This is a genomic window from Janthinobacterium sp. 1L-D-8-B-C4 (assembly GCF_057291295.1).
Window position 1 is genome coordinate 260,170 of the sequence record NZ_JBXAVX010000006.1, and the last position, 24,813, is coordinate 284,982.

The 24,813-nt window shown below is 63.2% G+C and carries 22 protein-coding genes; 16 read left to right on the forward strand and 6 right to left on the reverse strand.

Translation table 11 applies throughout. The features are described 5' to 3' along the window. Positions 1-3: 3 nt before the first annotated feature. Positions 4-2,445, reverse strand: a complete 2,442-nt coding sequence (locus tag AC0Z42_RS13270) for a tetratricopeptide repeat protein (RefSeq protein ID WP_485468684.1) — start codon at positions 2,443-2,445, stop codon at positions 4-6. 81 nt (positions 2,446-2,526) lie between these two features. After that, complete coding sequence (locus AC0Z42_RS13275) at positions 2,527-3,306, reverse strand: AraC family transcriptional regulator (RefSeq protein WP_485468685.1); 780 nt, start codon at positions 3,304-3,306, stop codon at positions 2,527-2,529. A gap of 93 nt (positions 3,307-3,399) precedes the next feature. Between AC0Z42_RS13275 and AC0Z42_RS13280 the strand changes: the two genes are divergently transcribed. Together AC0Z42_RS13280 and AC0Z42_RS13285 are read left to right on the forward strand one after the other, a co-directional pair. Continuing rightward, positions 3,400-4,299 (forward strand): DMT family transporter, encoded by a 900-nt coding sequence (locus AC0Z42_RS13280; protein ID WP_485468686.1) that lies wholly within the window; start codon positions 3,400-3,402, stop codon positions 4,297-4,299. 37 nt (positions 4,300-4,336) lie between these two features. Beyond that, a complete protein-coding gene (locus AC0Z42_RS13285; protein ID WP_485468687.1) occupies positions 4,337-4,933 on the forward strand; it encodes an O-methyltransferase in 597 nt (198 codons plus the stop codon). Here AC0Z42_RS13285 and AC0Z42_RS13290 read toward each other — a convergent pair whose 3' ends face one another. Both AC0Z42_RS13290 and AC0Z42_RS13295 read right to left on the reverse strand, forming a co-directional pair. Continuing rightward, positions 4,934-5,437, reverse strand: a complete 504-nt coding sequence (locus AC0Z42_RS13290) for a GAF domain-containing protein (protein ID WP_485468688.1) — start codon at positions 5,435-5,437, stop codon at positions 4,934-4,936. 62 nt (positions 5,438-5,499) lie between these two features. Then, the gene (locus AC0Z42_RS13295; RefSeq protein ID WP_485468689.1) at positions 5,500-6,378 is read right to left on the reverse strand and encodes a LysR family transcriptional regulator; all 879 of its coding nucleotides are present in this window, start codon (positions 6,376-6,378) and stop codon (positions 5,500-5,502) included. 87 nt (positions 6,379-6,465) lie between these two features. Between AC0Z42_RS13295 and AC0Z42_RS13300 the strand changes: the two genes are divergently transcribed. The 13 genes from AC0Z42_RS13300 to AC0Z42_RS13360 all read left to right on the forward strand — a co-directional run bounded on the left by AC0Z42_RS13300 (position 6,466) and on the right by AC0Z42_RS13360 (position 22,732). Next, positions 6,466-7,470 carry an aldo/keto reductase gene (locus AC0Z42_RS13300; RefSeq protein ID WP_485468690.1) on the forward strand — a complete coding sequence of 335 codons (1,005 nt, stop codon included), beginning with the start codon at positions 6,466-6,468 and terminating at the stop codon, positions 7,468-7,470. A 123-nt stretch (positions 7,471-7,593) separates the two neighbouring features. Further along, a complete protein-coding gene (locus AC0Z42_RS13305; RefSeq protein ID WP_485468691.1) occupies positions 7,594-8,418 on the forward strand; it encodes a CheR family methyltransferase in 825 nt (274 codons plus the stop codon). Positions 8,419-8,439: 21 nt separating this feature from the next. After that, complete coding sequence (locus AC0Z42_RS13310; protein ID WP_485468692.1) at positions 8,440-9,027, forward strand: chemotaxis protein CheB; 588 nt, start codon at positions 8,440-8,442, stop codon at positions 9,025-9,027. A 158-nt stretch (positions 9,028-9,185) separates the two neighbouring features. Then, positions 9,186-10,307: a hybrid sensor histidine kinase/response regulator gene (locus tag AC0Z42_RS13315; protein WP_485468693.1), complete on the forward strand. Its 1,122-nt coding sequence runs from the start codon at positions 9,186-9,188 to the stop codon at positions 10,305-10,307. Then, a complete protein-coding gene (locus tag AC0Z42_RS13320) occupies positions 10,304-13,675 on the forward strand; it encodes a hybrid sensor histidine kinase/response regulator (protein ID WP_485468694.1) in 3,372 nt (1,123 codons plus the stop codon). Before AC0Z42_RS13315 ends, AC0Z42_RS13320 begins: the two co-directional genes overlap by 4 nt. Before the next feature lie 41 nt (positions 13,676-13,716). Then, positions 13,717-14,115: an MAPEG family protein gene (locus AC0Z42_RS13325; RefSeq protein WP_485468695.1), complete on the forward strand. Its 399-nt coding sequence runs from the start codon at positions 13,717-13,719 to the stop codon at positions 14,113-14,115. A 119-nt stretch (positions 14,116-14,234) separates the two neighbouring features. Further along, a complete protein-coding gene (locus tag AC0Z42_RS13330; protein ID WP_485468696.1) occupies positions 14,235-15,959 on the forward strand; it encodes a RecQ family ATP-dependent DNA helicase in 1,725 nt (574 codons plus the stop codon). Positions 15,960-16,038: 79 nt separating this feature from the next. After that, positions 16,039-17,064, forward strand: coding sequence for a ligase-associated DNA damage response exonuclease (locus tag AC0Z42_RS13335; protein WP_485468697.1), 1,026 nt, complete (start codon positions 16,039-16,041; stop codon positions 17,062-17,064). After that, positions 17,057-18,694 (forward strand): ATP-dependent DNA ligase, encoded by a 1,638-nt coding sequence (locus AC0Z42_RS13340; protein WP_485468698.1) that lies wholly within the window; start codon positions 17,057-17,059, stop codon positions 18,692-18,694. Before AC0Z42_RS13335 ends, AC0Z42_RS13340 begins: the two co-directional genes overlap by 8 nt. After that, complete coding sequence (locus tag AC0Z42_RS13345; protein WP_485468699.1) at positions 18,691-21,156, forward strand: ligase-associated DNA damage response DEXH box helicase; 2,466 nt, start codon at positions 18,691-18,693, stop codon at positions 21,154-21,156. The genes AC0Z42_RS13340 and AC0Z42_RS13345 overlap by 4 nt, the downstream gene beginning before the upstream one ends. Next, a complete protein-coding gene (gene pdeM / locus AC0Z42_RS13350; RefSeq protein ID WP_485468700.1) occupies positions 21,153-21,854 on the forward strand; it encodes a ligase-associated DNA damage response endonuclease PdeM in 702 nt (233 codons plus the stop codon). Before AC0Z42_RS13345 ends, pdeM begins: the two co-directional genes overlap by 4 nt. 146 nt (positions 21,855-22,000) lie before the next feature. Continuing rightward, positions 22,001-22,315, forward strand: coding sequence for a KGG domain-containing protein (locus tag AC0Z42_RS13355; protein WP_485468701.1), 315 nt, complete (start codon positions 22,001-22,003; stop codon positions 22,313-22,315). A gap of 141 nt (positions 22,316-22,456) precedes the next feature. Next, a complete protein-coding gene (locus AC0Z42_RS13360) occupies positions 22,457-22,732 on the forward strand; it encodes a hypothetical protein (protein ID WP_485468702.1) in 276 nt (91 codons plus the stop codon). A 13-nt stretch (positions 22,733-22,745) separates the two neighbouring features. On the opposite strand, the gene AC0Z42_RS13365 is transcribed toward AC0Z42_RS13360, so the two are convergent. Both AC0Z42_RS13365 and AC0Z42_RS13370 read right to left on the reverse strand, forming a co-directional pair. Then, on the reverse strand, positions 22,746-23,336 hold the full coding sequence (locus AC0Z42_RS13365; RefSeq protein ID WP_485468703.1) for a DUF2239 family protein: 591 nt from the start codon (positions 23,334-23,336) through the stop codon (positions 22,746-22,748). A gap of 78 nt (positions 23,337-23,414) precedes the next feature. Then, a complete protein-coding gene (locus AC0Z42_RS13370) occupies positions 23,415-23,912 on the reverse strand; it encodes a pyridoxamine 5'-phosphate oxidase family protein (RefSeq protein ID WP_485468704.1) in 498 nt (165 codons plus the stop codon). Positions 23,913-24,134: 222 nt separating this feature from the next. Between AC0Z42_RS13370 and AC0Z42_RS13375 the strand changes: the two genes are divergently transcribed. Beyond that, positions 24,135-24,779, forward strand: a complete 645-nt coding sequence (locus AC0Z42_RS13375) for a PepSY-associated TM helix domain-containing protein (protein WP_485468705.1) — start codon at positions 24,135-24,137, stop codon at positions 24,777-24,779. The last annotated feature ends 34 nt before the right edge of the window (positions 24,780-24,813 follow it).

Below are 24,813 nucleotides of genomic sequence, written 5' to 3' on the forward strand. Positions count from 1 at the left end.
TCTTTACGGTTTTCCCTGCGCCACCGCTTTTACGGCGCGTTCCTCGCCCATGCTTGCTGCAATCTTCCAGCGCTGCATTGCGCTGGCGCGGTCGGGGCGTTTCAATCCCGCGCCTTCCCAGTCCATCAATCCCAGATTGTAGATATCGCCGGCGCTGCCCTTGTCGGCGGCCTGGGTGAACCATTTGCGCGCTTCCTTGTGGTTCACTGGCGTGCTTTTGCCCATCATGTTGTACAGGCCCAGCAAATGCATCGCTTCGGTATTGCCTTTTTGCGCCGCCTGTTTCAAGAGTTCCAGCGCGCGCGGCATGTTGCGCTGTTCCTGCCAGCCTTCGGCCAGCATCACGCCCTTGGCGGCCAGCGCGTAGCTGTCGTTTTTTGCCAGCGCGCGGGTGATCCACGGCTTGGCGTCGGCGTGCCATGCCTGGCGTTCCTGCGCTGTCGGTGCGGCCTGGCCCGGTTTTTTTGGCTGGCCTTCGCCCATCAAGGTCATCCAGCCATACAGGCCATACGCATCGGCATTGCCCTTCTTGACCAATACGTCGAGCATTGCCAACGCCTGCGCCTTCTCGCCGTTTTCATACAGTTTCAAGGCTTTCGATGCACTCGCGTCCTGCGGTACGCTGGCCACATGCGGCGCCACCGGCGTCGAAGCGATGGCCGGTACCGGCGCCGTGCTGGCGCGCTGGCGCAGCGGCAGGCCATAGCCGGCGCCCAGCGCCACCGCGATGGCTGGCGCCAGCACCAGGGTGTAGGCCAGCTGGTGGCGGCCGCCCTTGCCGGCGATCAGCATGGCCCGCTCGGCCTGCTTGCTGCCGCCCAGGGCCTCTGCCAGCACCGTTTTGACCTGGCGCCTGAACAGCAGCCAGGCCGCGCCAGTGGCCAGCAGGCCGGCAAAAGCGCCCATGCCGCGCCCGAAGAAAAACCACACGCCGATGGTGGCGGCCAGCGCGGCGAGCGCGCCTTTCCACCAGAACTGCTTGGCCAGCCGGGTATAGACCTGGCGCAGCGCGCCGAGCACGCAGGTACGCACATTGCTGGCGTAGTCGGCCGACACCACCTCGGCGTGGGCGTGATTGGTCTCGCCGCTCAGCACCGCTTCGATCACGTCGGCGTTCAGCTCGGACGCTGCCACATCGCGCAGCGGAACCAGCAGGCCTTGTATACGGGACGAGAACAGGCCGTCATCAAGACTGCCGGCCAGCGCGTCGCCAAGCACCTTGAGATCGCCGCGCAGCAGTTTTTCAACGATATCGTCGAGCGTCAGCCAGCGCAAATCGCGGCCGTAGGCCACCAGGTGATGCGATTCGCCATTGCAGGCGGCGTCCAGGCGCACGATGCGAAATTCGCCCGCGTACAGGGCCTCGACTTCCTGCGGCAGGTCTTCGTCGTCTATGCGCACGTTTGCCAGTGCCAGGCTGCTGGCGATGGCGGCCAGTGAGCGCACGCTTTCTTTTTCGCGGATGCGGCGCGCTTCGTCGGGCGCCTGTTCCGGCAGGCTGACGCTGTAGGCAGGCGCCACATGCACATCGATCCAGGCTGCATTGCCGACCTTGCCGGAACCATCGCAAGGATTGCACTGCAAGTCGCCCACACCGCTGCAGGTGCGGCAAGTGACGCTGCCGCTGGCGCGGCAGGTGCTGCAATTGATATTGCCGCTGCCGTGGCAGGTGTTGCAGGTGACCTTGCCGTAGCTGCAATGGTGGCAAGTGCGCTGCACGTTGCGGTACTGGGTGCGCGTTTCGGTGTGGTAGCTGGTGCGCGAGCTGCCGTTCTCGTAGATGGTAGTGGGTACTTCCACCGTCACGTAGTCGGTCACCTGTTCCATGACCAAACCGCTGCCGCTGCAATACGAGCACGATATTTTGCCACTGCCATGGCAGCCGTAGGCATTGCAGCTGACGGTGCGCCGGCCGTGGCAGCTCCAGCAGGTTTCGGTGGTGCTGCCGTAACATGTGGTGCAGTTGACGCGGCCATGGCCGGTGCAGCTGTTGCAGGTGTCCAGGTGCCACTGCTTGACGGCATGTCCCAGGTACAGGCCGTCGGCGATGCCATCATAGGCGTGGCCAGCGCTGTTCAGCGCCGTGCTCAGTTTTGCCGCCGCGCGGCGCAGCCGGTCCCTGTTTTGCCCCTGCGCGAATGGCACCACTTCATGGCTGGCGCAGCAGTGATCGCTCGCTGACGGCGTGAAATAGCCGTTGATATGGCGCTGTTCCAGGCGTGCGTCGAAGGTGTAATGGGCTTGCAGTGAAAACTCCTGCTGCACATCGTCTTCGGCCAGCGGCGTGATGTCCTGCGGCTCGAAGCGGGTCTTGTCCTGCACCAGGGTGCGCAGCTTGCCCAGTACGGTGGGTGCGTCGTGCTTGCCCAGGTTGATGGGGGCGGGCGAGGCCGGCGCGCTGGCGCCGCCGGTTTCATCGCCGTTCGTCTCCGACACTGGGTTCATGCGACCGTCCTTTTGCTCAATGAAAGATGTGTCGATTTTAGCATTCTTGCCTCGATCATCACCTTTCGCCAGGCGGCAGTTTCAGCGCATGCCGCGGCGCAACTGGTCAGGGGTGCTGCCGCTTTGCCGGCGAAACATGGCAATAAAGGCCGATGCCGTGCCATAGCCCAGTTCCAGCGCAATCGCCTGCACCGAGGCGCCCCGTTCCAGCATCGGCAGCGCGGCAAGGAAGCGCTGGCGCTGGCGCCATTCGCCCAGGGGCATGCCCAGTTCGCGCTGGCAGCGGCGCGCCAGCGTGCGTTCGGTCAGGTGAAATTGCGCGGCCCAGTCGGCCAGCCCGCGCTTGCTGCCGGGATCGTCCTGCAAGGCCGCCAGCAGCGCGGCGATCACCGCGTCATCACTGCCGGGCAGGTAGTTGCTGGTGCTTGGCGCCAGTTGCAGCTGGTCGACCAGCACCTGCGCCAGCCGCTGGTCGCTGCCGGTGGCGGGCGTGGTGACGCCACGCCCGGCAAAGTCGCCAAGTATGGCTTTGAGCAAGGTACTGAGCACCAGCGCGCAGGGCCGGGTGGGCAATGCCAGGCACAGGCTGGCGTCGATGTAGGCCGAATGAAACACGACATCCTGACGGATATAACCATCGTGCAAGGTATCGGGTGGTATCCAGATGGCGTACTGCGGTGGCGCCAGATAGCGCTGGCCCGCCACCATCAGCTCCATCACGCCGGTGGCGCAATAGGTCAGCTGGCCCCATGGGTGGCTCAGATAGCCGAACTGCTGCTGCGCGTGGAAATCGTCGAGGCGAAAATATACGGGATAGGGCAGGCTGTCGGAAACGGCAGGAAAATGCTGATTGCTGGCCATATTGTCTCCCTGTCCGTATCGTTTGTCCGAAATGCATTATATCCATGAAAACGGACCATGCGACAATACAGGCTGTTGAATCCAGGAGTCGCCATGCAGGCCAGGCATTATCTGTTTCCCGTGATCGCCGTGCTGATCTGGGCCATCAATACCATCGTCAGCAAGATGGCCGTCGGCGTGATCGATCCGGCCGCCATTTCCTTTTTCCGCTGGCTGCTGGCCGGCGTGCTGCTGGCGCTGGCGTTCGGTCGCCCGGTATGGAAGCAGCGCGCCGTCGTCAAGCCCTACCTGGGCAAGCTGTTTGTGCTGGGCATGCTGGGCATGGTGATGTACCAATGCCTGGCGTATATCGCCGCGCAGACCACCTCGGCCACCAATATGGGCATCCTGGCGTCGATGATGCCGCTGCTGGCGGTCGGCCTGTCGGTGCTGCTGCTGGGCGAGGCGGCCACCGTGGGCGGCGTGTTCGGCGGCCTGGTGTCGCTGCTGGGGCTGGCGTACCTGCTCAGCCATGGCGAGCCGGCCGCGCTGCTGGCGCATGGCGCCGCCGCCGGCGATGGATTGATGCTGCTGGCCTGTCTGTCGTATGCCGGCTATGGCGTGCTGCTCAAGCGCTGGAAGATTCCGCTCAATAACTGGCACTCGCTGCTGGTGCAGGTCTGGTGCGCGGTGCCGGTGCTGTTCGTCTATTACCTGAGCCAGTCGGCGCCACCCGTGACCAAAGCCGGCCTGCCGCTGGTGCTGTTTGCCGGCATCCCTGCCTCCATCGTCGCGCCATTTTTATGGATGCATGGGCTGGCAAAACTGGGGCCGAGCCGTGCCACCACGCTGATGAATCTGCTGCCGGTATTCACCGTCATCATCGCCATGCTGTTCCTGGGCGAAACCTTGCACGCCTACGATGTGATCGGTGGCGGCGTCACCTTGCTGGGCGTGCTGATGGTGCAACTGCTCAAGCAACCCTTGCGTCGTGCCAAGGTCAAATCGGCTTGATTTTTTGTTATGCTGGTGTTTTTGCCGGGAGGGCGCCATGACCATCAATACCAGCCTCGATACACTGCTGAGTGAACTCGAAGCGTTCGGCATCGCCAACGATGCGGCGCACACCGAGCGCGGCAGCCGCATGCTCAATATCACGCGCGATACCGGCGAGTTGCTGGCAGTCCTGATACAGGCGCGTGGCGCGCGGCGCCTGCTGGAAATCGGCACCTCGAACGGTTATTCCACCCTGTGGCTGGCGCGCGCGGCGCAGCCGCTGGGCGGCAAGGTGACCAGCGTCGAGCTGGCGCAGGACAAATTTGCCATGGCGCGGGCGAATATAGAGCGGGCGCAGCTGTCTGGCGTGATCGAGCAGAAACTGGCCGATGCGGGCGAGGTGCTCCGTGCGGCGCAGGACGGCGCCTGGGATTTCATCTTCCTCGACTCGGCGCGCAGCCAGTATGGGGCGTGGTGGGCGCAGCTGGACCGCGTGCTGGCGCCCGGCGGCGTGCTGGTGGTCGACAACGCCACCTCGCACTTTGACGAGATGGCGGCGTTCCTTGACGGCATACGGCTTGACACGCGCTATACGACTTGCCTGGTACCGGTCGGCAAAGGCGAGTTTATTGCCGTCAAGGCAGCTGGCTGATCAGACGATCGTGCTTTCCAGCGCGCGCACCAGCGACTCGATGCCTTGCGCATCGACATCGTCGAAGCGGCCGGGGAGGGGGCTGTCGAGATCGAACACGCCAAACACCACGCCATTTGAAAATACCGGCACCACCAGTTCCGAACGCGAATTGACATCGCAGGCGATATGGCCAGGAAACGCGTGCACATCCTGCACCACGATCGATTTGCCTTCGACCACGGTGGTGCCGCAGACGCCACGGCCTTTCTTGATGCGGATGCAGGCCGGCTTGCCCTGGAACGGTCCCAGCACCAGTTCATCGTCCTTGAGGAAATAAAAGCCGGCCCAGTTCAGGCCCGGCATGGTGTTGAACACCAGCGAGCTGAAGTTGGCCGTATTGGCGATCAGGTCGCTTTCGCCGGCCAGCAGGCCTTGCAGCTGCGAGCGCAGGTCGGCGTACATGGTTTGCTTGGCGGCAGGGGTATCGGTGCCGTAGGCGGCGTCGCTGATGGTAAATGTCATGGTGAAAGCTCATAAACAGGGAAGGCGACATGGTAGCGCTTCTGGCGCGATTGCGCAGGGCTTCAGGCGTTTGCCAGTGTACGCAGCAAGGCCAGCGCCGGATGCGGCCGCTCATGTGGCGCCACCAGCGCGATCTGCAGCGCCAGTTGCTCGCCTTCGGCCAGCGCGCGGTAGACCACGCCGGCCAGGCGCAGCGCGCGAAACGAGTCGGCCAGCAGCGCCGCACCCTTGCCGGCGGCCACTTCGGCCAGCAGCACATGATGGTCCGCCGGTTCGCGCAGGAACACGGGAGCGTAGCCGTGGCGGGCAAATATCTGCTGGCAATGGTCGAAAAACGCCGGCTGGCGCGCCCGTTCGAACCAGAACACGGGCAAACCCTGCAAGTCCGGCAGGCGCAGCGTGCGCCTGCGCGCCAGCGCGTGGCCGGACGGCAAGGCCACCATCATGCGCTGGCGTAACAGGGGATGCACTGCCAGTTCGAAGGTATTGGCCGGCATGGCCACCAGCGCCGCGTCAAGCTTGCCCTTGCGCACGGCCGTGATCAGGGCCGGTGACGGCCCCGCCTGCAGGCGCAGCATGGTGGCCGGCAGGCGCGTTGCCAGCTGCGCCAGCAGCGGCCGGAACAGGCCCGCTTCCACCGATGTCGTCACGCCCAGGCGCAGCTGCGGCGCCGTACTGCCGCGTTCCAGTGAGCGCTCGGCCTGCTCCAGTAACACCAGGATCTGCAGCGCCTGCGGCAGCAGGGTTGCTCCGGCATCGGTCAGCGCCACGCCCTGCGTGTCGCGCTGGAAAAGGCGCGTGCCGAGCTTGTCTTCCAGCGCCTTGATGGCGCGCGACAGCGGCGGCTGCGTCATGTGCAGTTGCTGCGCCGCCTGGCGGAAGTTCAGGCAGCGGGCGACCGCGCAAAACAGCGTCAATGCATGGGTGTCCAGGGCTCTCATACCCGAAAGGTATCACGAAATCGGACATTCCCCCGCCGCTCAAGGCGCGCCAGACTGGTGTTACTCAACCATCACTGGAGAATCAATATGCAACAAAGCGTGCAACAAAGCGTGCGGCAAATCGGCAATAGCGGACTGGCTACTTCACCTCTTGGTCTGGGCTGCATGGGCATGTCCGAGTTTTATGGCGCCACCGACGAGGCGCAGTCGCTGGCCACGCTGGAAGCGGCGTTCGACGCCGGCGTTACCCTGTTCGATACGGCCGATGCCTACGGCTTTGGCCACAACGAACAATTGCTGGGCCGATTTTTGCAAGGCAAGCGCTCGCGGGCGCTGGTGGCCACCAAGTGCGGGCTGGCGCGCGAGCCGGGCAGCTATGCGCGTCGGGTCGACAACAGCGCCGCATATATCCGCCAGGCCTGCGAAGCGTCCCTGCTGCGGCTCGGCGTCGACAAGATCGACCTGTTTTACCTGCACCGTATCAACCTCGACACGCCGTTGGAAGAATCGATGGGAGCGCTGGCGCAATTGCAGCAGGAGGGCAAGATCCGCGCGATCGGCCTGTGCGAAGTGGGGGCCAATACCTTGCTGCGCGCCGCCGCGATCGCGCCGGTGGCCGCCGTGCAAAGCGAGTATTCGCTGTGGACGCGCGAACCCGAGCAGGGCGTGCTGGCCGCCTGCCGCGCCGTGGGCGCCAGCTTTGTTGCCTACAGTCCGCTGGGTCGCGGCTTTCTGACCGGCGCGATAGACGACGTTGCCAAGCTCGACGCCGGAGACTTTCGCCGTTTCAATCCGCGCTTTGCCGATGAGAATATCGCGCGCAACCAGGCCATCGTCGCGCTGGTAAAGCAGATGGCGCAGGCAAAAGGCTGCACGCCGGCCCAGCTGGCGCTGGCCTGGCTGCTGGCGCAGGGCGACGATATCATCGCGATACCGGGCACCAAGCGGATCGCTTATCTGCACGACAACCTTGGCGCGCTGTCCATCAGCTTGAGCCCGCTTGAACTGGCGGCCATGGCGCAGGCATTTCCATCGGGCTCGGCCTTTGGCGCCCGTTATACCGACGAGGGCATGAAGGGGGTGGACGCCTGATAGTTGCTCAGTGTTCGCTACCGAACGTACAGCAGCCTTTTCATAAGGAAAAATGCAGGATGATCTGCTAGCATCGACCAGGTCCCCATGTAAGCCGGGAAACCAAGCAAAGGTGGAAAACCATTGTTAGACGACGATGCAATTTTTGATATTGAGCTGAAATTATTGTTGGAAGGAATATTGCTGCGCTATCAGCATGACTTCCGCGATTATTCGGTGGCCTCGCTGCGCCGGCGCATGCGCCAGGCACTGGAACGCTTTGACTGCGCGACCTTGTCGCAGTTGCAGGACCGCATCCTGCACGAGCCGGCCATGTTCCTGCAGATGCTGCAGTTCTTCACGGTGCAGGTCAGCGAGATGTTCCGCGACCCGGCGTACTTTCGCGCGCTGCGCGAAAAAGTCGTGCCGGTGCTGCATACCTACCCTTCGATCAAGATCTGGGTCGCCGGTTGCAGCAGCGGCGAAGAGGTGTGGTCGCTGGCGATCCTGCTGGAAGAACAAGGTTTGCTCGAACGCACCATGATTTACGCCACCGATATCAATGTCGATGCGCTGGCCGCCGCCGAGGCCGGCATTTATGCGGTCGACCGCATCGCCCAGTTCAGCGATAATTACCGGCGTTCGGGCGGCAAGCGTTCCCTGTCCGATTACTACACGGCCGCCTACAATGGCGCGATTTTCGACCGCCGGCTGCGCCGCCATTTTGTGTTTGCCGACCACAGCCTGGCAACCGACAGCGTTTTTTCCGAGGTGCACATGGTGTCTTGCCGTAATGTGATGATTTACTTTAACAAGGATCTGCAGGACCGCGCGCTGGGCCTGTTCCACGAGGCGCTGGTCAACCGCGGTTTCCTGGGACTGGGCATGAAGGAAAGCCTGCATTTCAGCCGCCATGCGGGCAATTTCCGCGAGCTGTGCCAGGCAGAAAAAATCTTCCAGCGGGCCTGAACCATGCCACACCGCGCGCCCGTGAGCACCATTGCTGCACCGCCGGAAGGGCTGCGCCTGATCGCCATCGGCGCCTCGGCCGGCGGCGTCGAAGCGCTGGGTTTGCTGCTGTGCGCCTTGCCGGCCAGTTGCCGCGCCAGCGTGGTGGTGGTGCTGCACCTGGCGCCGGGGCGGTCGAGCCGTTTGCCCCAGCTGTATGGCGCGCGTTGCCTGCTGCCGATCCGTGAAGCGCAGGACAAGGAAGCGCTACAGCCGGGGGTGGTGTATTTCGCCGCGCCCGACTACCATCTGCAGATCGAGCCGGATCGCAGCTTTTCGCTGTCGCTCGAAGCGCCCGTGTATTTTTCGCGGCCGTCGATCGATGTGCTGCTGGAAACGGCGGCCTGCGCCTACCGCCGCGAAATGCTGGCCATCATCCTGACCGGCGCCTCGGCCGATGGCGCCGAAGGGCTGGCGAAGGTGCGCCAGCTGGGCGGCTTTGCCTGGGTGCAGGATCCGGCCGCCGCCATATCTGCTGCCATGCCGGCCGCTGCGCTGCGGCGCGCGGGCGCCGACCGGGTGCTGAACTTGCAGCAGCTGGCCGCCAGCCTGGCTTTGTTGGCGAACTGAGCTGCACGCTTGCACAGTGCGCCGGTGCGCACGCCATAGTACGTGTAAGATACACATTACCGCATTAAAGTTGAGTTTCTGATATTGAAATTCTTGTTTGTACATTTTATTGAAACGCACGCTGCCGGCTGGCCGTCGCGATGCCTGAAGACTGATCCGTGACCGCACCTATCCACATTCTTGTCGTTGACGACATCGCGCAAAACCTGGTTGCCCTGGAGGCTGTGCTGGCCCGTCCCGGCATCGTCATCCTGAAGGCCAGTTCGGGCGCCGAAGCGCTGGAAATCTTGCTCACCCACGATGTGGCGCTGGCCCTGCTCGACGTGCAGATGCCGCAGATGGATGGCTTCGAGCTGGCCGAACTGATACGCGGCAGCGCACGCACGCGCGACATTCCCCTGATTTTCCTGACCGCCGCCACGCGCGAACCGACCTACAGTTTTCGCGGCTACGAGGCGGGCGCGGTCGATTTCCTGTTCAAGCCGGTCGACGTCAAGGCGCTGCAAAGCAAGGTGCAGGTACTGGTGCAGCTGTACCAGCAAAAGCGCGAACTGTCGTCGCAACTTACCGAACTCAAGCACGCGCTGCACCTGAACGAATTATTTACTGCCGTGCTTGGCCACGATTTGCGCACGCCGCTGTCGGTGGTGATGAACGGCGCCATGCTGTTGCCGATGATGAGCGAGCATCCCAAGGTGATCATCACGGCGCAGCGCATCGAGAGCAGCGCCAAGCGCATGGCGCGCATGGTCGATCAACTGCTGGACCTGGCGCGCATCCGTTCGGGCACCATGGAACTGCGTTGCGGCATGCACGACTACCTGGCGCTGGCGCAGGCCATCGTCGATGAATTCGACATGCCGGGCCAGCCGGCGCGCATTGCCCTCAGCCATGTGGGCGAACTGCATGCCCAGTGCGACGCGGGGCTGTTGTCGCAAGTCATTTCCAACCTGCTGGCCAATGCGCTGACGCACGGCGAAGCAGGCGCGCCGGTGCAGCTGGAGCTTGACGGGCGCGCCGCCGATCATATTGAAATACGCGTGCTCAATCGTGGCGAACTCGACCCATCCTTGCTGCCGGCCCTGTTCGAGCCGTTTCACCAGAGCGGTGAAAAGCGCAGGACCGGGCAGGGCCTGGGCCTGGGGCTGTACACCGTCGACATGTTCATCAAGGCGCATGGCGGCACGGTGCAAGTGACGTCCTCCGCCACCCAGGGCACGATCTTCACGCTCAATTTGCCGCGCCAGTGCAATGTCAGTGCGCAGGTGGCCGTGCCATGAACGATACGAGGGATAACGATCAGCCGCGCGGCGGCGGCATCACCGGCGAGCTGGTGCGCCAGCTTGACTGGTCCGCCACCAGCCTGGGCGCCATGTCGGGCTGGCCGGCCGGCCTGCGCACCAGCGTCGACATCGTGCTCAATTCGCCGATGGCGATGGTGCTGATGTGGGGCCCCCGGCATGTGATGATCTACAACGACGAATACATCAAGATCGCGGCGGGGCGCCATCCAGCCGCACTGGGCGGCACCGTGCCCGATGTCTGGCCCGAAATATGGGACTGGAATGCGCGCATTCTCGACGCCGGCCTGCGGGGTGAAACCCAGGTGCACCGCGAATGCAGGCTGCCGCTGCTGCGCGACGGCGTGCCCGTCGATCATTATTTTGACCTGTTCTATACCCCCGTGCATGGCGAGGGCGGCCAGGTTGACGGCGTGCTGTGCACGGCGCTGGAATTGACGGCGCGCCTGGAAGAGGGCCGCCAGCTCAAGCTGGCGACGACCGAACTGGGCGCCGTCAACCAGGCGCTGCAGGCCGAAGCGGAAGCGGCGCGCGACGCCAACCGGCGCGTGGCCGAAGAGCGCGGCCTGTTGCGCGCACTGTTCGAACAGGCGCCCAGCTTCATGGCCGTGCTGCGCGGCCCGCAACATATTTTCGAGCTGGCCAACGAGCATTACCTGAACCTGGTCGGACGCACCGGGCTGTTGGGCAAGAGCGTCGAAGAAGCCTTGCCGGAAGTGCGCGAGCAGGGTTTCATCGACCTGCTCGATGAAGTCTACCGCACCGGCATGCCGTTCGAAGGGCGCCAGTTGAAGGTCGACCTGAACACCGCCGATGGCAAGCAACGGCAGCGCCATATCAATTTCGTCTATCAGCCGATCAAGGACGACGACGGGGTGGTCGGCGGCATCCTGGTCGAAGGCAGCGATGTCACCGAGCGCATCGAAGGCGAAGAGCGCTTGCGCCTGGCGCAGCAGGCCGGCGGCATCGGCACCTTCGAATGGTTTCCCGATACCGGCAAGTTGGAAGTGTCGCCGACTTTCCGCCGCATCTGGGGCATCGCCGACGATGCCGCCGTCACGCAGCAATTGCTGGTGAGCCTGGTCGACCAGCGCGACCATGAAAAAGTCGGACCGAGCCGCATGCAGCTGGCGCAAAACCCGCTTGAATACGTGGAATACCGCGTGCGCCGTCCGCTCGACGGCGAAGTGCGCTGGATCGCGCGCCAGGGCGAAGTGGTCGATGGTCCTGCGCCGGGGCAGCGCCGCTATGTCGGCGTGTCTTTCGACGTGACCGAGCGGCGCCTGATCGAAAATGAACTGCACGCCAGCCAGGAGCGCATGGCCGCCATCTTCGGCCAGGCCTCGGTGGGCCTGTCGGAACTGGGCCTGGACGGCAGCTTCCAGCGCGTCAATGGCGCCCTGTGCACCATGTTGGGCCGCTCTTCCGAAGAGCTGCTCTGCATGAACATGAACGACATCATGCATCCGGACGATGTGCCGGGCAACACCTTGCTGTTCCGCCGCCTGGTGGAAACGGGCGAATCGTTCAGCCTGGAAAAGCGCTACCTGAAGCCCGATGGCATGCAGGTGTGGGTGTCGAGCAATGTCAGCCGCCTGGTCGATGAGCATGGTCAAACGCGTTCCCTGATCGCCGTCAAGACCGATATCACGGAACGGCGCCGCATCGAAAAAGCGCTGCATGAATTGAACGAAACGCTCGAGCACCGGGTCGAACAGGAAGTGAGCGAGCGCACCAAGGCCGAAGACGCCTTGCGCCAGGCACAAAAAATGGAAGCCGTGGGCCAGTTGACGGGGGGTATCGCGCATGACTTCAACAATGTGCTGCAAATTATCTCGGGCAATTTGCACCTGCTGCACCATTTGTCGGGCAACGACGGCGTAATGCGCCAGCGGCTTGACACGGCGATTGCCGCCGTCGAGCGCGGCGCCAAGCTGTCGTCGCATTTGCTGGCCTTTGCCCGCCGCCAGCCTTTGCAGCCGGTGGTGGCCGACCTGTCGCGCGTGGTGCGCAACATGGATGCGCTGCTGCGGCGCGCCCTGGGCGAGGCAATCGACATCGTGCTGGTGGGCGGCGCCGGGCTGTGGAATACCCTGGTCGACCGGGGCCAGATTGAAAACGTGATCCTGAACCTGGCCATCAATGCGCGCGACGCCATGGATGGCGTGGGCAAGCTGACCATCGAGATGGGCAATGTCGTGCTTGACGAGCAGTATGTGCACAACCTTGATGTGCCGGCCGGCCAGTACGTGATGCTGTCGGTGACCGATACCGGCAAGGGCATGAGCGGCCCGGTGCTGCAGCGCGCGTTCGAGCCGTTCTTTACCACCAAGCCCGAAGGCGCGGGCACCGGCCTGGGCTTGTCGATGGCCTATGGTTTCGTGACGCAAAGCCGTGGCCATATCCGCATCTACAGCGAGCCGGGGCATGGCACCGGCGTCAAGATCTACCTGCCGCGCACCTTGATGGCGGAAGCGGCGGACGAGGAGGAACTGAGCGGCGTGGTCACCGGCGGCACCGAAACCGTGCTGGTGGTGGAAGACGACGTGGGCGTGCGCGCCACCGTGGTCGACATGCTGGGCAACCTGGGCTACAAGGTGCTGAAGGCCGAGGATGGCGAAAGCGCGCTGGCGGTGCTGCAAAGCGGCGCGCAGATCGATTTGTTGTTTACCGACGTGATCATGCCTGGCCCGGTGCGCAGTACCGACATGGCGCGCATGGCGCGCGAGATGCAGCCCGATATCGCCGTGCTGTTTACCTCCGGCTATGCGCAGGATGTGATCGTGCACGAAGGAAGGCTTGACGCGGGCGTGGAGTTGCTGAGCAAACCGTACCGTCGCGAAGAGCTGGCGCACAAGCTGCGCCATGTGCTGGCCAACCGCCAGCAGCAACTGCGTGCGCGCCAGCTCGACTGGTCCGCCACACCAAACGACAGCGCGGCGGCCGGCACGCCGGGCCTGGACCTGACGGGCCACGCGCCGGTGCCGCAAGGAGACGTGCCAAGCTCAATGAAAATCCTGGTGGTGGAAGACAATCTCGACTCCCAGCTGATGGTGTGCGAACTGGTGGGCATGCTGGGCCATACGGTGAGTGGCGTGTCGGACGGTGAATCGGCATGGGAATTGCTCAATGAGCAAGAATTCGATATCCTGTTTACCGATGTCAGCCTGCCTGGCATGTCGGGCATTGCGCTGGCGCGCATGGTGCTGCGCGACAAGCCTGGCATGCGCATCATCTTTTCCACCGGTTACGGCAAGGAATCGATGGACGAGCTGGGCTTTTCGGCCAGCGTGCTGCGCAAGCCCTACGACCTGCTGGAACTGCAGGCGGCGCTGGAACAATCGTGAGCCGGGCAATCTTGCCCGGTTTAACTAACTGAAAGACAAGCATGACTCCTGAACTGACGATACTCGGCTGGACATTGGTGCTGGCGCTGGTGCAAATTTTCATGGCGTCGAGTGCCCGCACGCGCGAGACCGGCGCCACCTACAACATGAGCGCGCGTGACGAACCGGGGCCGCCGGTAGGCAAGGCCACGGCCCGCTTGAGAAGGGCACAGGCCAACCTGTATGAAACCCTGCCACTGTTTGCGATTGCCGTATTGATCGCTCATGTGGCCGGTGTGCACAACAGCCTGACGCTGTACGGCGCCATCCTGTATCTGGCGGCACGCGTGCTGTATGTGCCGATTTATGCGCTCGGCATTCCGGTGGTACGCACCCTGGTGTGGGGCGTGTCATTTGTCGGCCTGGTCATGATCTTGTGGGCGATCCTGTTTTCTTCCTGAACCACTTCCTGAAATCCTACAGGGGCTGTGGCAGGCGTCCTATGGTGCACATTTCAGCTCAACCGTAGAGTGAGGTCACGCTGGCGCACGGGCGCCGGCACTCACCTTACGGATACAAGATGGCCACCCTCGCCACTGCATTACCCGAGACCGCCGGCAAGACGCCGGCCAAAACTCCCGCTAAGAAAATCAAGCGTCTGCTGCGCACCGTCTTTGGCGTCGAACGCCTGCGCGTGGGCCAGCAGGACGTGATCGACAGCGTGCTGGACGGGCGCGACACCCTGGCCATCATGCCTACCGGCAGTGGCAAGTCGCTGTGCTACCAGATTCCCGCCTCCTTGCTGCCGGGCCCGACCGTCGTTGTTTCTCCGCTGATTTCGCTGATGAAAGACCAGCAGGAAAAGCTGGCCGGCCTGGGCATTACGGCCGTGCAGTTGAACAGCAGCCTGTCGCGCGCCGAAGAGCAGGACGCCATCGCCACCATCGAAGCGGGCGGCAAGGTGATCATTTTTTGTACCCCGGAACGCCTGGCAACAAACGAATTCCTGACGCTGCTGGCCGCTGCGCCGCCGTCGCTGGTGGTGATCGACGAAGCCCATTGCATCTCGCAGTGGGGCCATGATTTCAGGCCGGCTTACCTGGAAATCGCCGCCGCCCTGCGCGCGCTGGGCCGCCCGCCGGTGCTGGCGCTGACCGCCACCGCCACCGACGATGTGATCGACGATATTGGCGCCCAGCTCGATACGCGCAAGCTCCATATCGTCAATACCGGCATCTACCGTGACAATCTGCGCTACAGCGTGATCCAGGTCACCAATGCCGAGGAAAAACAGGATCAGGTGCTGCGTCTGCTGCGCGAAACGGCGGGCGTGGGCATCGTCTATGCGGCCACGGTGAAAGCCGTCGAAGAACTGACCGAACGGCTGCAGGAGCTGGGCGAAAGCGTGACCTGCTACCACGGCAAGCTGGCCGCGCGCGAGCGCAAGGAACACCAGGATTTGTTCATGCGCGGCGAACGCCGCATCATGGTGGCCACCAATGCCTTTGGCATGGGCATCGACAAGCCCGACACGCGCTTCGTGATCCACCTTCAGGTGCCGGCCAACCTGGAAGCGTACTACCAGGAATCGGGACGGGCGGGGCGTGATGGCCTGCCGGCCGATTGCACCTTGCTGTACTTCCAGGAAGACAAGCGGGTACAGCAATTTTTTCTCGCCAAGCACTATCCGACCGCCACCGAACTGGCCGCCATCGTGCTCGAAGCGCAGGAGCTGCCGGCCACGTTTTCCTTTGATGCACTGGCCGGGCGCCTGCCCGATTTTTCCGATGGCCATCTGAAGGTGTGCCTGAAATTGCTGAAGGATGGCAAGCTGCTGCGCCAGGACCGCAAGCTTGGCTATTGCCTGAAAGCGGTGACGGCCAGGACGCCGTCATATGCGCAGCTGGAACAGATCTATATCGAAAAACAGGAACGCGACAAGCAGGCGCTGGAACAGATGGTGGCGTATGCACAGAGCGGTTTTTGCCGCTGGAAGCTGCTGCTCGATTATTTTGGCGACGCGGGCGACTTCGAGCGCTGCTGCAGCTGCGACAACTGTTTGTCGCCGCCGGCCGTCTCGTCGCCGATCACCTTCGATGAGCACTTGCAATTGAGCACGCTGGCGCCGCTGGTGCAGGCAATGCCAGCCACGCCGGCAGCACCGCAGATCGCCGTCGGCAGCCGGGTGCGCGTACCGCGCTTTGATATCGGCACTGTGCTGTCGGTGGCGGGCGACCAGGTGACCATCGAGTTTCCTGAAGAAACCACCAGAACTTTCATGGCCGAGTTCGTTGCTCCTGCCTGAGTGTGCGTTGTCGGACAGAGGACAAGGCGACGTGTCGCTAAAATGGTTCCATTGAAGAATTTTTCGACATGGGACTGGCATGAGCGACATGGTAGTAGTGCGCAAGGAAGGCCTGTATTGTGTGCCGGGCCAGTTTTATATCGACCCGTGGCGCCCGGTAGAGCGCGCCATCATCACGCACGCCCATGCCGACCATGCGCGTGTGGGCCATGGCCATTACCTGAGCGCAGATTCCGGCGTGAAGGTGCTGCAATCGCGTTTGGGGCCGGTCGCTATCCAGGGCCTGGCATATGGCGAGCGCATCAATCAAAACGGCGTGACCGTCTCGCTGCACCCGGCCGGTCATGTGCTTGGCTCAGCCCAGGTACGCATGGAATGCGGCGGCGAAGTGTGGGTGGCCTCGGGCGACTACAAGCTGGAGTCGGATCCCACCTGCCTGCCGTTTGAACCGGTGCGCTGCCATACCTTCATTACCGAATCGACGTTTGGCTTGCCGATCTACCGCTGGCAGCCGTCGCAGGAAATCTACGATGAGATCAACCAGTGGTGGCGCAAGAACGCGGCCGAAGGGCGCACCAGCGTGCTGTTCTGCTATGCCTTCGGCAAGGCCCAGCGCATCCTGGCCGGGCTCGACCCCGAGATCGGTCCCATCATCTGCCATGGCGCCGCGCAAGCCCTGACCGAAGTCTACCGTGCCTCCGGCGTGGCCTTGCCGCACACCGTGATGGTGGGCGATGTGACGGACAAGGCGGCCTTGAAAACCGCCATGGTGATCGCGCCGCCGTCGGCTGCCGGCTCGGCCTGGATGAAACGCTTTGGCGACTACAGCGATGCGTTTGCCAGCGGCTGGATGCTGCTGCGCGGTGCGCGCCGCCGGCGCGGCGTCGATCGCGGCTTTGTGTTGTCGGACCACGCCGACTGGCCTGGCCTGATGCGCGCCATCAAGGCCACCGAAGCCGAGCGCGTGATCGTCACGCATGGCTCGATTCCGATCATGGTGCGCTGGCTGCAGCAGAACGGCTGGCAGGCGGGCGGCTTCGAGACCGAATATGGCGATGACGAGGCGGCCGATGCTGCCAATCAGGCGGGAGACGCGCATGCGTGAATTCGCCCGCCTGTACGCCGAGCTCGACGAGACTACCTCCACCAGCCGCAAGCTTGCCGCGCTGCAAGCCTATTTCAGCAGCGCGACGCCCGAAAATGCGGCCTGGGCCGTGTATTTCCTGGCCGGCGGCAAGCCGCGCCAGGCCGTGCCCACCAAATTGCTGCGCGAATACGCCACCGAGGCGGCCGTGCTCGACACCTGGCTGTTCGACGAGGCCTATCATGCCGTCGGCGACCTGGCCGAAACCATCGCCCTGATCCTGCCCGCGCCCAGCCATGTCAGCGATATCGGCCTGGCCGAATGGGTCGAACAGCGCATTGCTCCCTTGCGCGGCGCCGCACCCGAGGCGATACGCAGCGCCTTGCTCGGATATTGGGATGAACTGGAAACGCGCGAGCGCTTTTTGTTGATCAAGCTGATCGGCGGCGGTTTTCGGGTCGGCGTGTCGAAGCTGCTGGTGACGCGTGCGCTGAGCGCCATCGCGGCGGTCGACAGCAAGCTGATCGCGCAGCGCCTGATGGGCTGGACCGATGGCAAGGTCAGCCCCACCGGCGCCGGTTTTCTAAAACTGATCAGCGAGGAGTCCGCCGGCGAACACGCGCTGCGCGGCGGCCAGCCGTATCCGTTTTTCCTGGCCCACCCTTTGCAGGCGGCGCCGGAGACCCTGGGCGAGGTCGGCGAATGGCTGGTTGAATGGAAATACGACGGCATGCGGGCCCAGCTGTTGCGGCGCGATGGCACCACCTGGCTGTGGTCGCGCGGCGAAGAGCTGATCACCGAACGTTTTCCCGAGCTGGCGCGCCTGGCTTTGCCGGAAGGCTGCGTGATCGATGGCGAAATCCTGATCTGGCAGCCGGGCGAGACGCCATCGCCGTTTGCCGACCTGCAAAAACGCATGGGCCGCAAGACGGTGTCAAACAAGCTGCAGGCCGAATTGCCGGCCGCGCTGGTCGCCTACGATGTGCTGGAACTCGACGGCGTCGATATCCGCCACCTGCCGCAGCACGAGCGGCGCGCGCTGCTGGAAACCCTGGTGCAGGACATTGCCGAGCCGGCGCTGCGCCTGTCGCCGCGCATCACGGCCGACAGCTGGGAAGAGCTGGCGGCGATTCGCAAGGAGTCGCGCGCGCGCGGTGTCGAAGGCATGATGATCAAGGCGCTCTCGGCCGCTTACGGCGTGGGCCGCACCAAGGATGTGGGCACCTGGTGGAAATGGAAGATCGATCCGTTTTCCATCGATGCGGTGCTGATCTATGCCCAGGCGGGCCACGGCCGGCGCGCTTCGCTGTACACCGACTACACCTTTGCCGTGTGGGATGACGATGAAAACGGCGAGCGCAAACTGGTGCCGTTTGCCAAAGCCTATTCGGGCCTGACCGACGCTGAAATCGGCAAGGTCGACGCCGTGATCCGCAAGACCACGGTGGAAAAATTCGGCCCCGTGCGCAGCGTCAAGCCGACGCTGGTATTCGAGATCGGCTTCGAGGGCATCGCCGCGTCGAGCCGCCACAAGGCCGGCATCGCGGTGCGCTTTCCGCGCATCTTGCGCCAGCGTGACGACAAATCGATCGACCAGGCCGATACGCTCGACAATTTGAAGGCTTTGCTGGGCGGGGTGGAAAACCCATGAGCAAAAGCGCGCTGGCGCAGCGCATCGATGACTGGTTCGTGGCCAGGGGCTGGAGCGTGTTTCCATTCCAGCGCGCCGTCTGGCGCGCGGCGGCCAGCGGCCAGCCGGGCCTGCTGCATGCGAGCACCGGTTCCGGCAAGACCTATGCTGTGTGGTTCGGCGCCTTGCTGCGCTCCAGTCGCCTGGTGCGCAAGAGCCGCAAGCAGGGCTTGCGCGTGGTGTGGATTACGCCGATGCGTGCCTTGGCGGCCGATACCGTGCGTGCGCTGCAAGCATCGGGCGAAGCACTGGCGCCGGGCTGGCGCATCGAGGCGCGCACCGGCGACACCAGCGCGGCGCAGCGCGCGCGCCAGTCGAAAGCCTGGCCCGATGTGCTGGTGACAACCCCTGAAAGCCTGTCGCTGATGCTGTCGCAGGCCGATGCCGCCGAGCGCTTCAATCTGCTGGAAACGGTGATCGTCGACGAATGGCACGAACTGCTGGGCAGCAAGCGCGGCGTGCAGGTGCAGCTGGCGCTGGCGCGGCTGCGGCGCTGGAATCCGGCTTTGATCACCTGGGGCGTGTCGGCCACCCTCGGCAATTTGCAGCAGGCGCAAGATGTGCTGCTTGGCGAACACAACAGCGGCGTGCTGGTCGAAGGCAAGGTGCGCAAGCGCATCGTGGTCGACAGCCTGATCCCGCTCAATCCCACGCGCTTTCCCTGGGGCGGCCACCTGGGCATCCAGATGCTGCAGCCCCTGATTGCAGAAATCGAGGGCAGCGCCACCACCCTGGTATTTACCAACACCCGTTCGCAAGCGGAACTGTGGTACCAGCACCTGATCGATGCGCGGCCCGACTGGGCCGGGCTGATCGCCCTGCACCATGGTTCGCTGGCGCGCGAGGTGCGCGAGTGGGTCGAGCAGAGCCTGAAAGCGGGAACATTGAAGGCGGTGGTGTGTACCTCGAGCCTGGACTTGGGCGTGGACTTTTTGCCGGTCGAGCGCGTATTGCAGATCGGCAGCGCGAAAGGCATCGCGCGCCTGGTGCAGCGGGCCGGGCGCAGCGGCCACGCGCCAGGGCGCGTTTCGCGCGTGACCCTGGTGCCGACCAACAGCCTGGAATTGCTGGAAGCGGCGGGCGCGCGCCAGGCGCTGGCGCAAGGCCAGCTCGAAGCGCGGCCGGTGCCCGACAAGCCGCTCGACGTGCTGGTGCAGCACCTGGTGACGATCGCGCTCGGCGGCGGCTTCCTCTCGCAGGAATTGTACGAGGAAGTGCGCACGGCCTGGTCGTACCGGCATTTGACGCCGCAGGAGTGGCAGTGGGCGCTGGATTTTGTCGCGCGTGGCGGACAGAGCCTGACCGTGTATCCGGAATACCGCAGAGTGTTGCCGGACGAGCAAGGTATCTACCGCGTGCCGGATGCGGCGCTGGCGCGGCGCCACCGCATGAGCATCGGCACCATCGTGTCCGAGTCGTCGATACAGGTGAAGTACATGAGCGGCGGCAAGATCGGCAGCATCGAGGAATCGTTTATCTCGCGCCTGAAGCAGGGCGATCATTTTTTGTTTGGCGGGCGCATCCTGGAATTCGTGCGGGTGCATGAAATGACGGCCTATGTACGGCGCGCTACCGGCAGCCGTGGCGCCGTGCCGCGCTGGCAGGGCGGCAAGATGCCGCTGTCGTCGGAACTGGCGCATGCCGTGCTCGACCAGTTGCAGCAGGCGCAGGAGGGCGCGGCGGCGGGACCGGAGATGCAGGCGCTGGCGCCGCTGCTGGCGATCCAGCAGAAATGGTCCAGCCTGCCCACGCGCAACAGCCTGCTGGTGGAAACCCTGGCCAGCCGCGAAGGCCATCATCTGTTCCTGTATCCGTTTGCGGGCCGCTCGGTGCACCTGGGGCTGGCGTCCTTGCTGGCCTACCGGATTGCCCGCGTGCAGCCGGCCACCTTGTCGATCGCCGTCAATGATTATGGTTTTGAATTGCTGGGCGCCGACGACCTCGATTTTGCGCCGCTGTTTACGGCGGCAACGGGCGGGGAAGTACCTCTGTTCAGTCTGGACAACTTGCTGGAAGATGTGCTCGCCAGCCTGAACGCGACGGAGTTGTCGCAGCGGCGCTTTCGCGAAATCGCCCGCATTGCCGGCCTGGTATTCCAGGGTTATCCGGGCCAGCCGAAAAGCACGCGCCAGCTGCAGGCCTCGTCGTCGCTGTTTTTTGAGGTGTTTCGCAAGCATGACGCGACAAATCTGCTGCTGACGCAAGCGCAGCGCGAAGTGCTGGAGCAGGAGCTGGAGCTGACGCGCCTGCGCGACACCTTGCGCGAGCTGCACCAGCGCAGCATGAGCGTGCACGCCCTGAAGCGTGCTTCGCCGTTTGCCTTTGGCCTGATGGTCGAGCGTTTCCGCGAAAAGCTGACCACGGAAAAACTGTCGGACCGGGTGGCGCGACTGGTGCGCGAGCTGGAAAAAGCGGCCGCATGACACATTGCATCGTCAACCTTGCCGGTGAAACGCTGTGGCTGCTGGCCAGCAAGGCCATCTATTGGCCGGCGCGCAAGATGCTGCTGGTGGCCGATATCCATTTCGGCAAGGCCACCGCGTTTCGTTCGCTGGGCGTGCCGGTGCCGCACGGTACCACCACCGGTAACCTGCAGGCCCTGTCGCAACTGCTCGATGTGCATGCTTGCGAGGAAATTGTATTCCTCGGCGACTTTTTGCATGCCAGGGCCGCCCATGCGCCTGCCACCCTGGCGGCCATGCATGCCTGGCGCGCGCGCCATCCGCACTTGCGCCTGAGCCTGGTGCGCGGCAACCACGACCTGCATGCGGGCGATCCGCCGGCCAGCCTGGGCATTACCATGGTCGATGAGCCGCACCGGGTGGGCCCGTTTGCGCTATGCCATCATCCGGAGCTGGAAACAGATGCCTATGTGCTGGCCGGCCATGTGCACCCGGTGTTTCACTTGCGCGCCGCGCGAGAGAGCTTGCGTCTGCCGTGTTTTTTGCTGGGGCCGCATCGCGCCATGCTGCCTTCGTTCGGTGCATTTACGGGCGGCCATGCGATCCGCCCCGCGCCAGACGAGGCCATCTTTGTAGTGGCGGACACGGCCATATTCCGGGTTCCCGGACAGGGGCCGGATACTGTTGAGTGTCTGATACCATCGATCAAAAACCAATAGTAACTGCGCCACCGCAGGCGGGATAGTTCCTACATGTCGTCTTGTCATGCGCCTATTCTGGGTTAGCCGATCGCGCACTAAGATGACTGTTCCCATGCGTAAGTATGGTTCAACGTCCGGCATTATTAACCATCGAGGAGATCATCATGGCTACATCGAGTGACAACAAACAAGGTCAGCAAGGCGGCAAAGCCAGCGGCAATGCCGGTAGCGGTAGCGGCAACAAGCAAAGCGACACCAGCAAACGCGGTTTTGCGTCGATGGATCCGGCGCAGCAGCGTGAAATCGCCAGCGAAGGTGGTCGTGCCGCCCATGAAAAAGGCACGGCCCACGAATTCACCTCGGAAGAAGCACGCCGGGCCGGCAGCCAAAGCCATAAAAATGATGGCAACAAGCAAAGTGGTGGTTCGGGTTCGTCCGGTGGCGGTAGTGGTAGCGGTGGCGGCAACCGCGGCGGCTAAGGCTGTAAGCAGCCATGCGCCTGCGCTCTGTGTAGGATAAATCCTACATACCGATCTGACGACTTCCTATGCCTGTCCATCGCGCCGTGGACTATGCTGGAAAGGTTGCGATTACGCAGCACTTCACTTACGGAGGTCGACATGGCGCAGAATCATCCACCGGAGCAAGCCGGCAAGGCAGGCGATCCAGGGCATCAGCAGGCAGGCAGTGGCAACCGGCAAAGCCACGCACAGGAAGGCGAGAATTTCGTGCTGGTCGACAGTGAACGGGGACTCGACATTGGCGACGACCTGTTTTCCATCGGCGAAGTGCGGCGAGCCGACCGGCTGCCACGCCAGTATCAGGGTGGTAATGCCGGCCAGAGCCGGCAAAGCGCCGACGACGCCCCCGATGTGACGGGCAGCACCGGCGTCTGACCCTGTCTGACGTTTAATTGACGCTCCAGGCCGCTTGTGCCAGCCGCAGTGCATGCTCGCGCACATCGGCTGGCCACGCTTGCACCTGTGTCAAAAAGGCTGGCCGCTGCCCTGCAAACAAGGCGCGGCTCGCTTCTTCGAAGCCTGCTTCATCACCGGCCAAGGCACTCATGAAGCGGTAGGCGGTTTCACGCGCCTGCCGCTGTTCGTCTTGTGCCTTGTTGTCGCGCTGTGCATGTTCCACCAATTTCCGTAACGCCACAGAAGCGCCACCGGGCTGTGTTGCCAGCCATTCCCAGTGGCGTGGCAGCAAGGTGATTTCACGCGCCACCACGCCCAGCTTGGGCCGGCCCGCCGTGCGTGGCGCAGCAGGTGCTACCGTTTCTTCCACGTCCATGGGGGGACGCGGCAGGCGCTGCAATACTTCGGCCAGGCTGCCGTGCAGGTTCAGGTCGACTTGTTGTCCGTTGTCATCATTGAAAACCAGGATTTGCGCGTCGGGATCCTTGCTTACAAGTTCCTTCAAGGTTTGCGCCACGGCATGCAATGTGCCGGCGGCAACCTTGCTCTTGCCGGCAAACGCGGTCAGGGGGGATGGGTTCATGCTGCCTCCTTCTGAATAGGGTAAGCAGCCAATTTTACCCGGGTTAAAATAAAAGTCAATAAAACCCGGGTAAAATAATCAGAGGTCGATACGGCCGTGTTCGCCTAGGTCTTTCGGCGTGTCGCCGGTAATCGCCGCCTTGGCCATTTCAAAGAACTGGCGCATCTTGCTGGCGTCGCTGTCCCAGTATTCGGCCGACTGGATGGTGACCTTGATCAGCGACAGATGGGGATCGTCGAGGCCGCCGGGGAACCAGGCCTTGACGACCGGGTTCCACAATTCTTCGGCCTTGGCGCGGTCTTTCAGCAATTCGGCGCGGCCGCACACCGACACATACAGGCTGTCGCTGGGCTCGGAAAAGCTGACATTGACCTGCGGGTTGTTCAGCAGGTCACGCGTATAGGCTGCCTCGTCGGTGACGAAAAACCAGATCTGGCCTTCGCTGTCGACTTGCTGCTGGGTCAGCGGGCGGCTGGTCAGGGTGCGCGTGTCGTCGCTGGTGGTAAACATGCCGAATTTGACGCTTTTGATCTTGTCGGCAATGGTGGCGATCTGTTCGCTGGTATAGGAAGTCATGCTGTGCTCCGTTTGTAGTTGTCCTGAACCACAGCATAGGCCGCACACGAGCGCCGCTCTGTTCGACAGCGTACTTTGCGGGGCAGGCCGGCCGCGCCCGCCCATGTTTCAGTCTTGTTACAAAACGGTGTTGTTGTGCCCATTTCTGATATTGACTTAATAAATGATAATCATTATCATTTGTTTGATAATGATAAACGTATGCACTATTGAAGGATGGGAATGAAGCAAGCTGATGTGTCGCGCAATCCTGCCAGCCGGGCCCTCTGGCTGAAGCAATTGCATCAATGGCACTGGATCAGCTCGGCACTATGTTTGCTGGGCATGTTTTTGTTTGCCATCACCGGCATTACCCTGAACCACGCCAGCCAGATCGAAGCCAAGCCTGTGATTTCCCGGCAGAAAGCGCAACTGCCTGCGCCGCTGGTTACGGAACTTGCCGCCTATGCCGAAAAGCATGATGGCGCCAACGCGCCGATGCCTGCAGCGGCCGAGCGCTGGCTGGAACAGCAGTGGTCGCTTAACGCAGGCGGGCGTGCGGCCGAGTGGAGCGTCGACGAAGTCTATTTGCCGCTGCCGAAAGCGGGCGGCGACGCCTGGGTGCGCATCGGCCTGGAAGACGGCGCCGCCGAATATGAACTCACCGACCGCGGCTGGATATCCTGGCTCAACGACGTGCACAAGGGCCGCAACACGGGCGTGGCCTGGATCTGGTTCATCGATATTTTTGCCGGGCTGTGCATCGTGTTTTGCCTGACGGGACTATTGATTCTGAAGTTCCACGCAGCCAACCGGCCGTTCACCTGGCCGATGGTTGGCCTCGGTATTTTGATCCCTTGCGCGATCGCGCTGCTGTTTATCCATTGATGTTTTTCTTTTCCTTGTTTTCTCCTTACTTTGA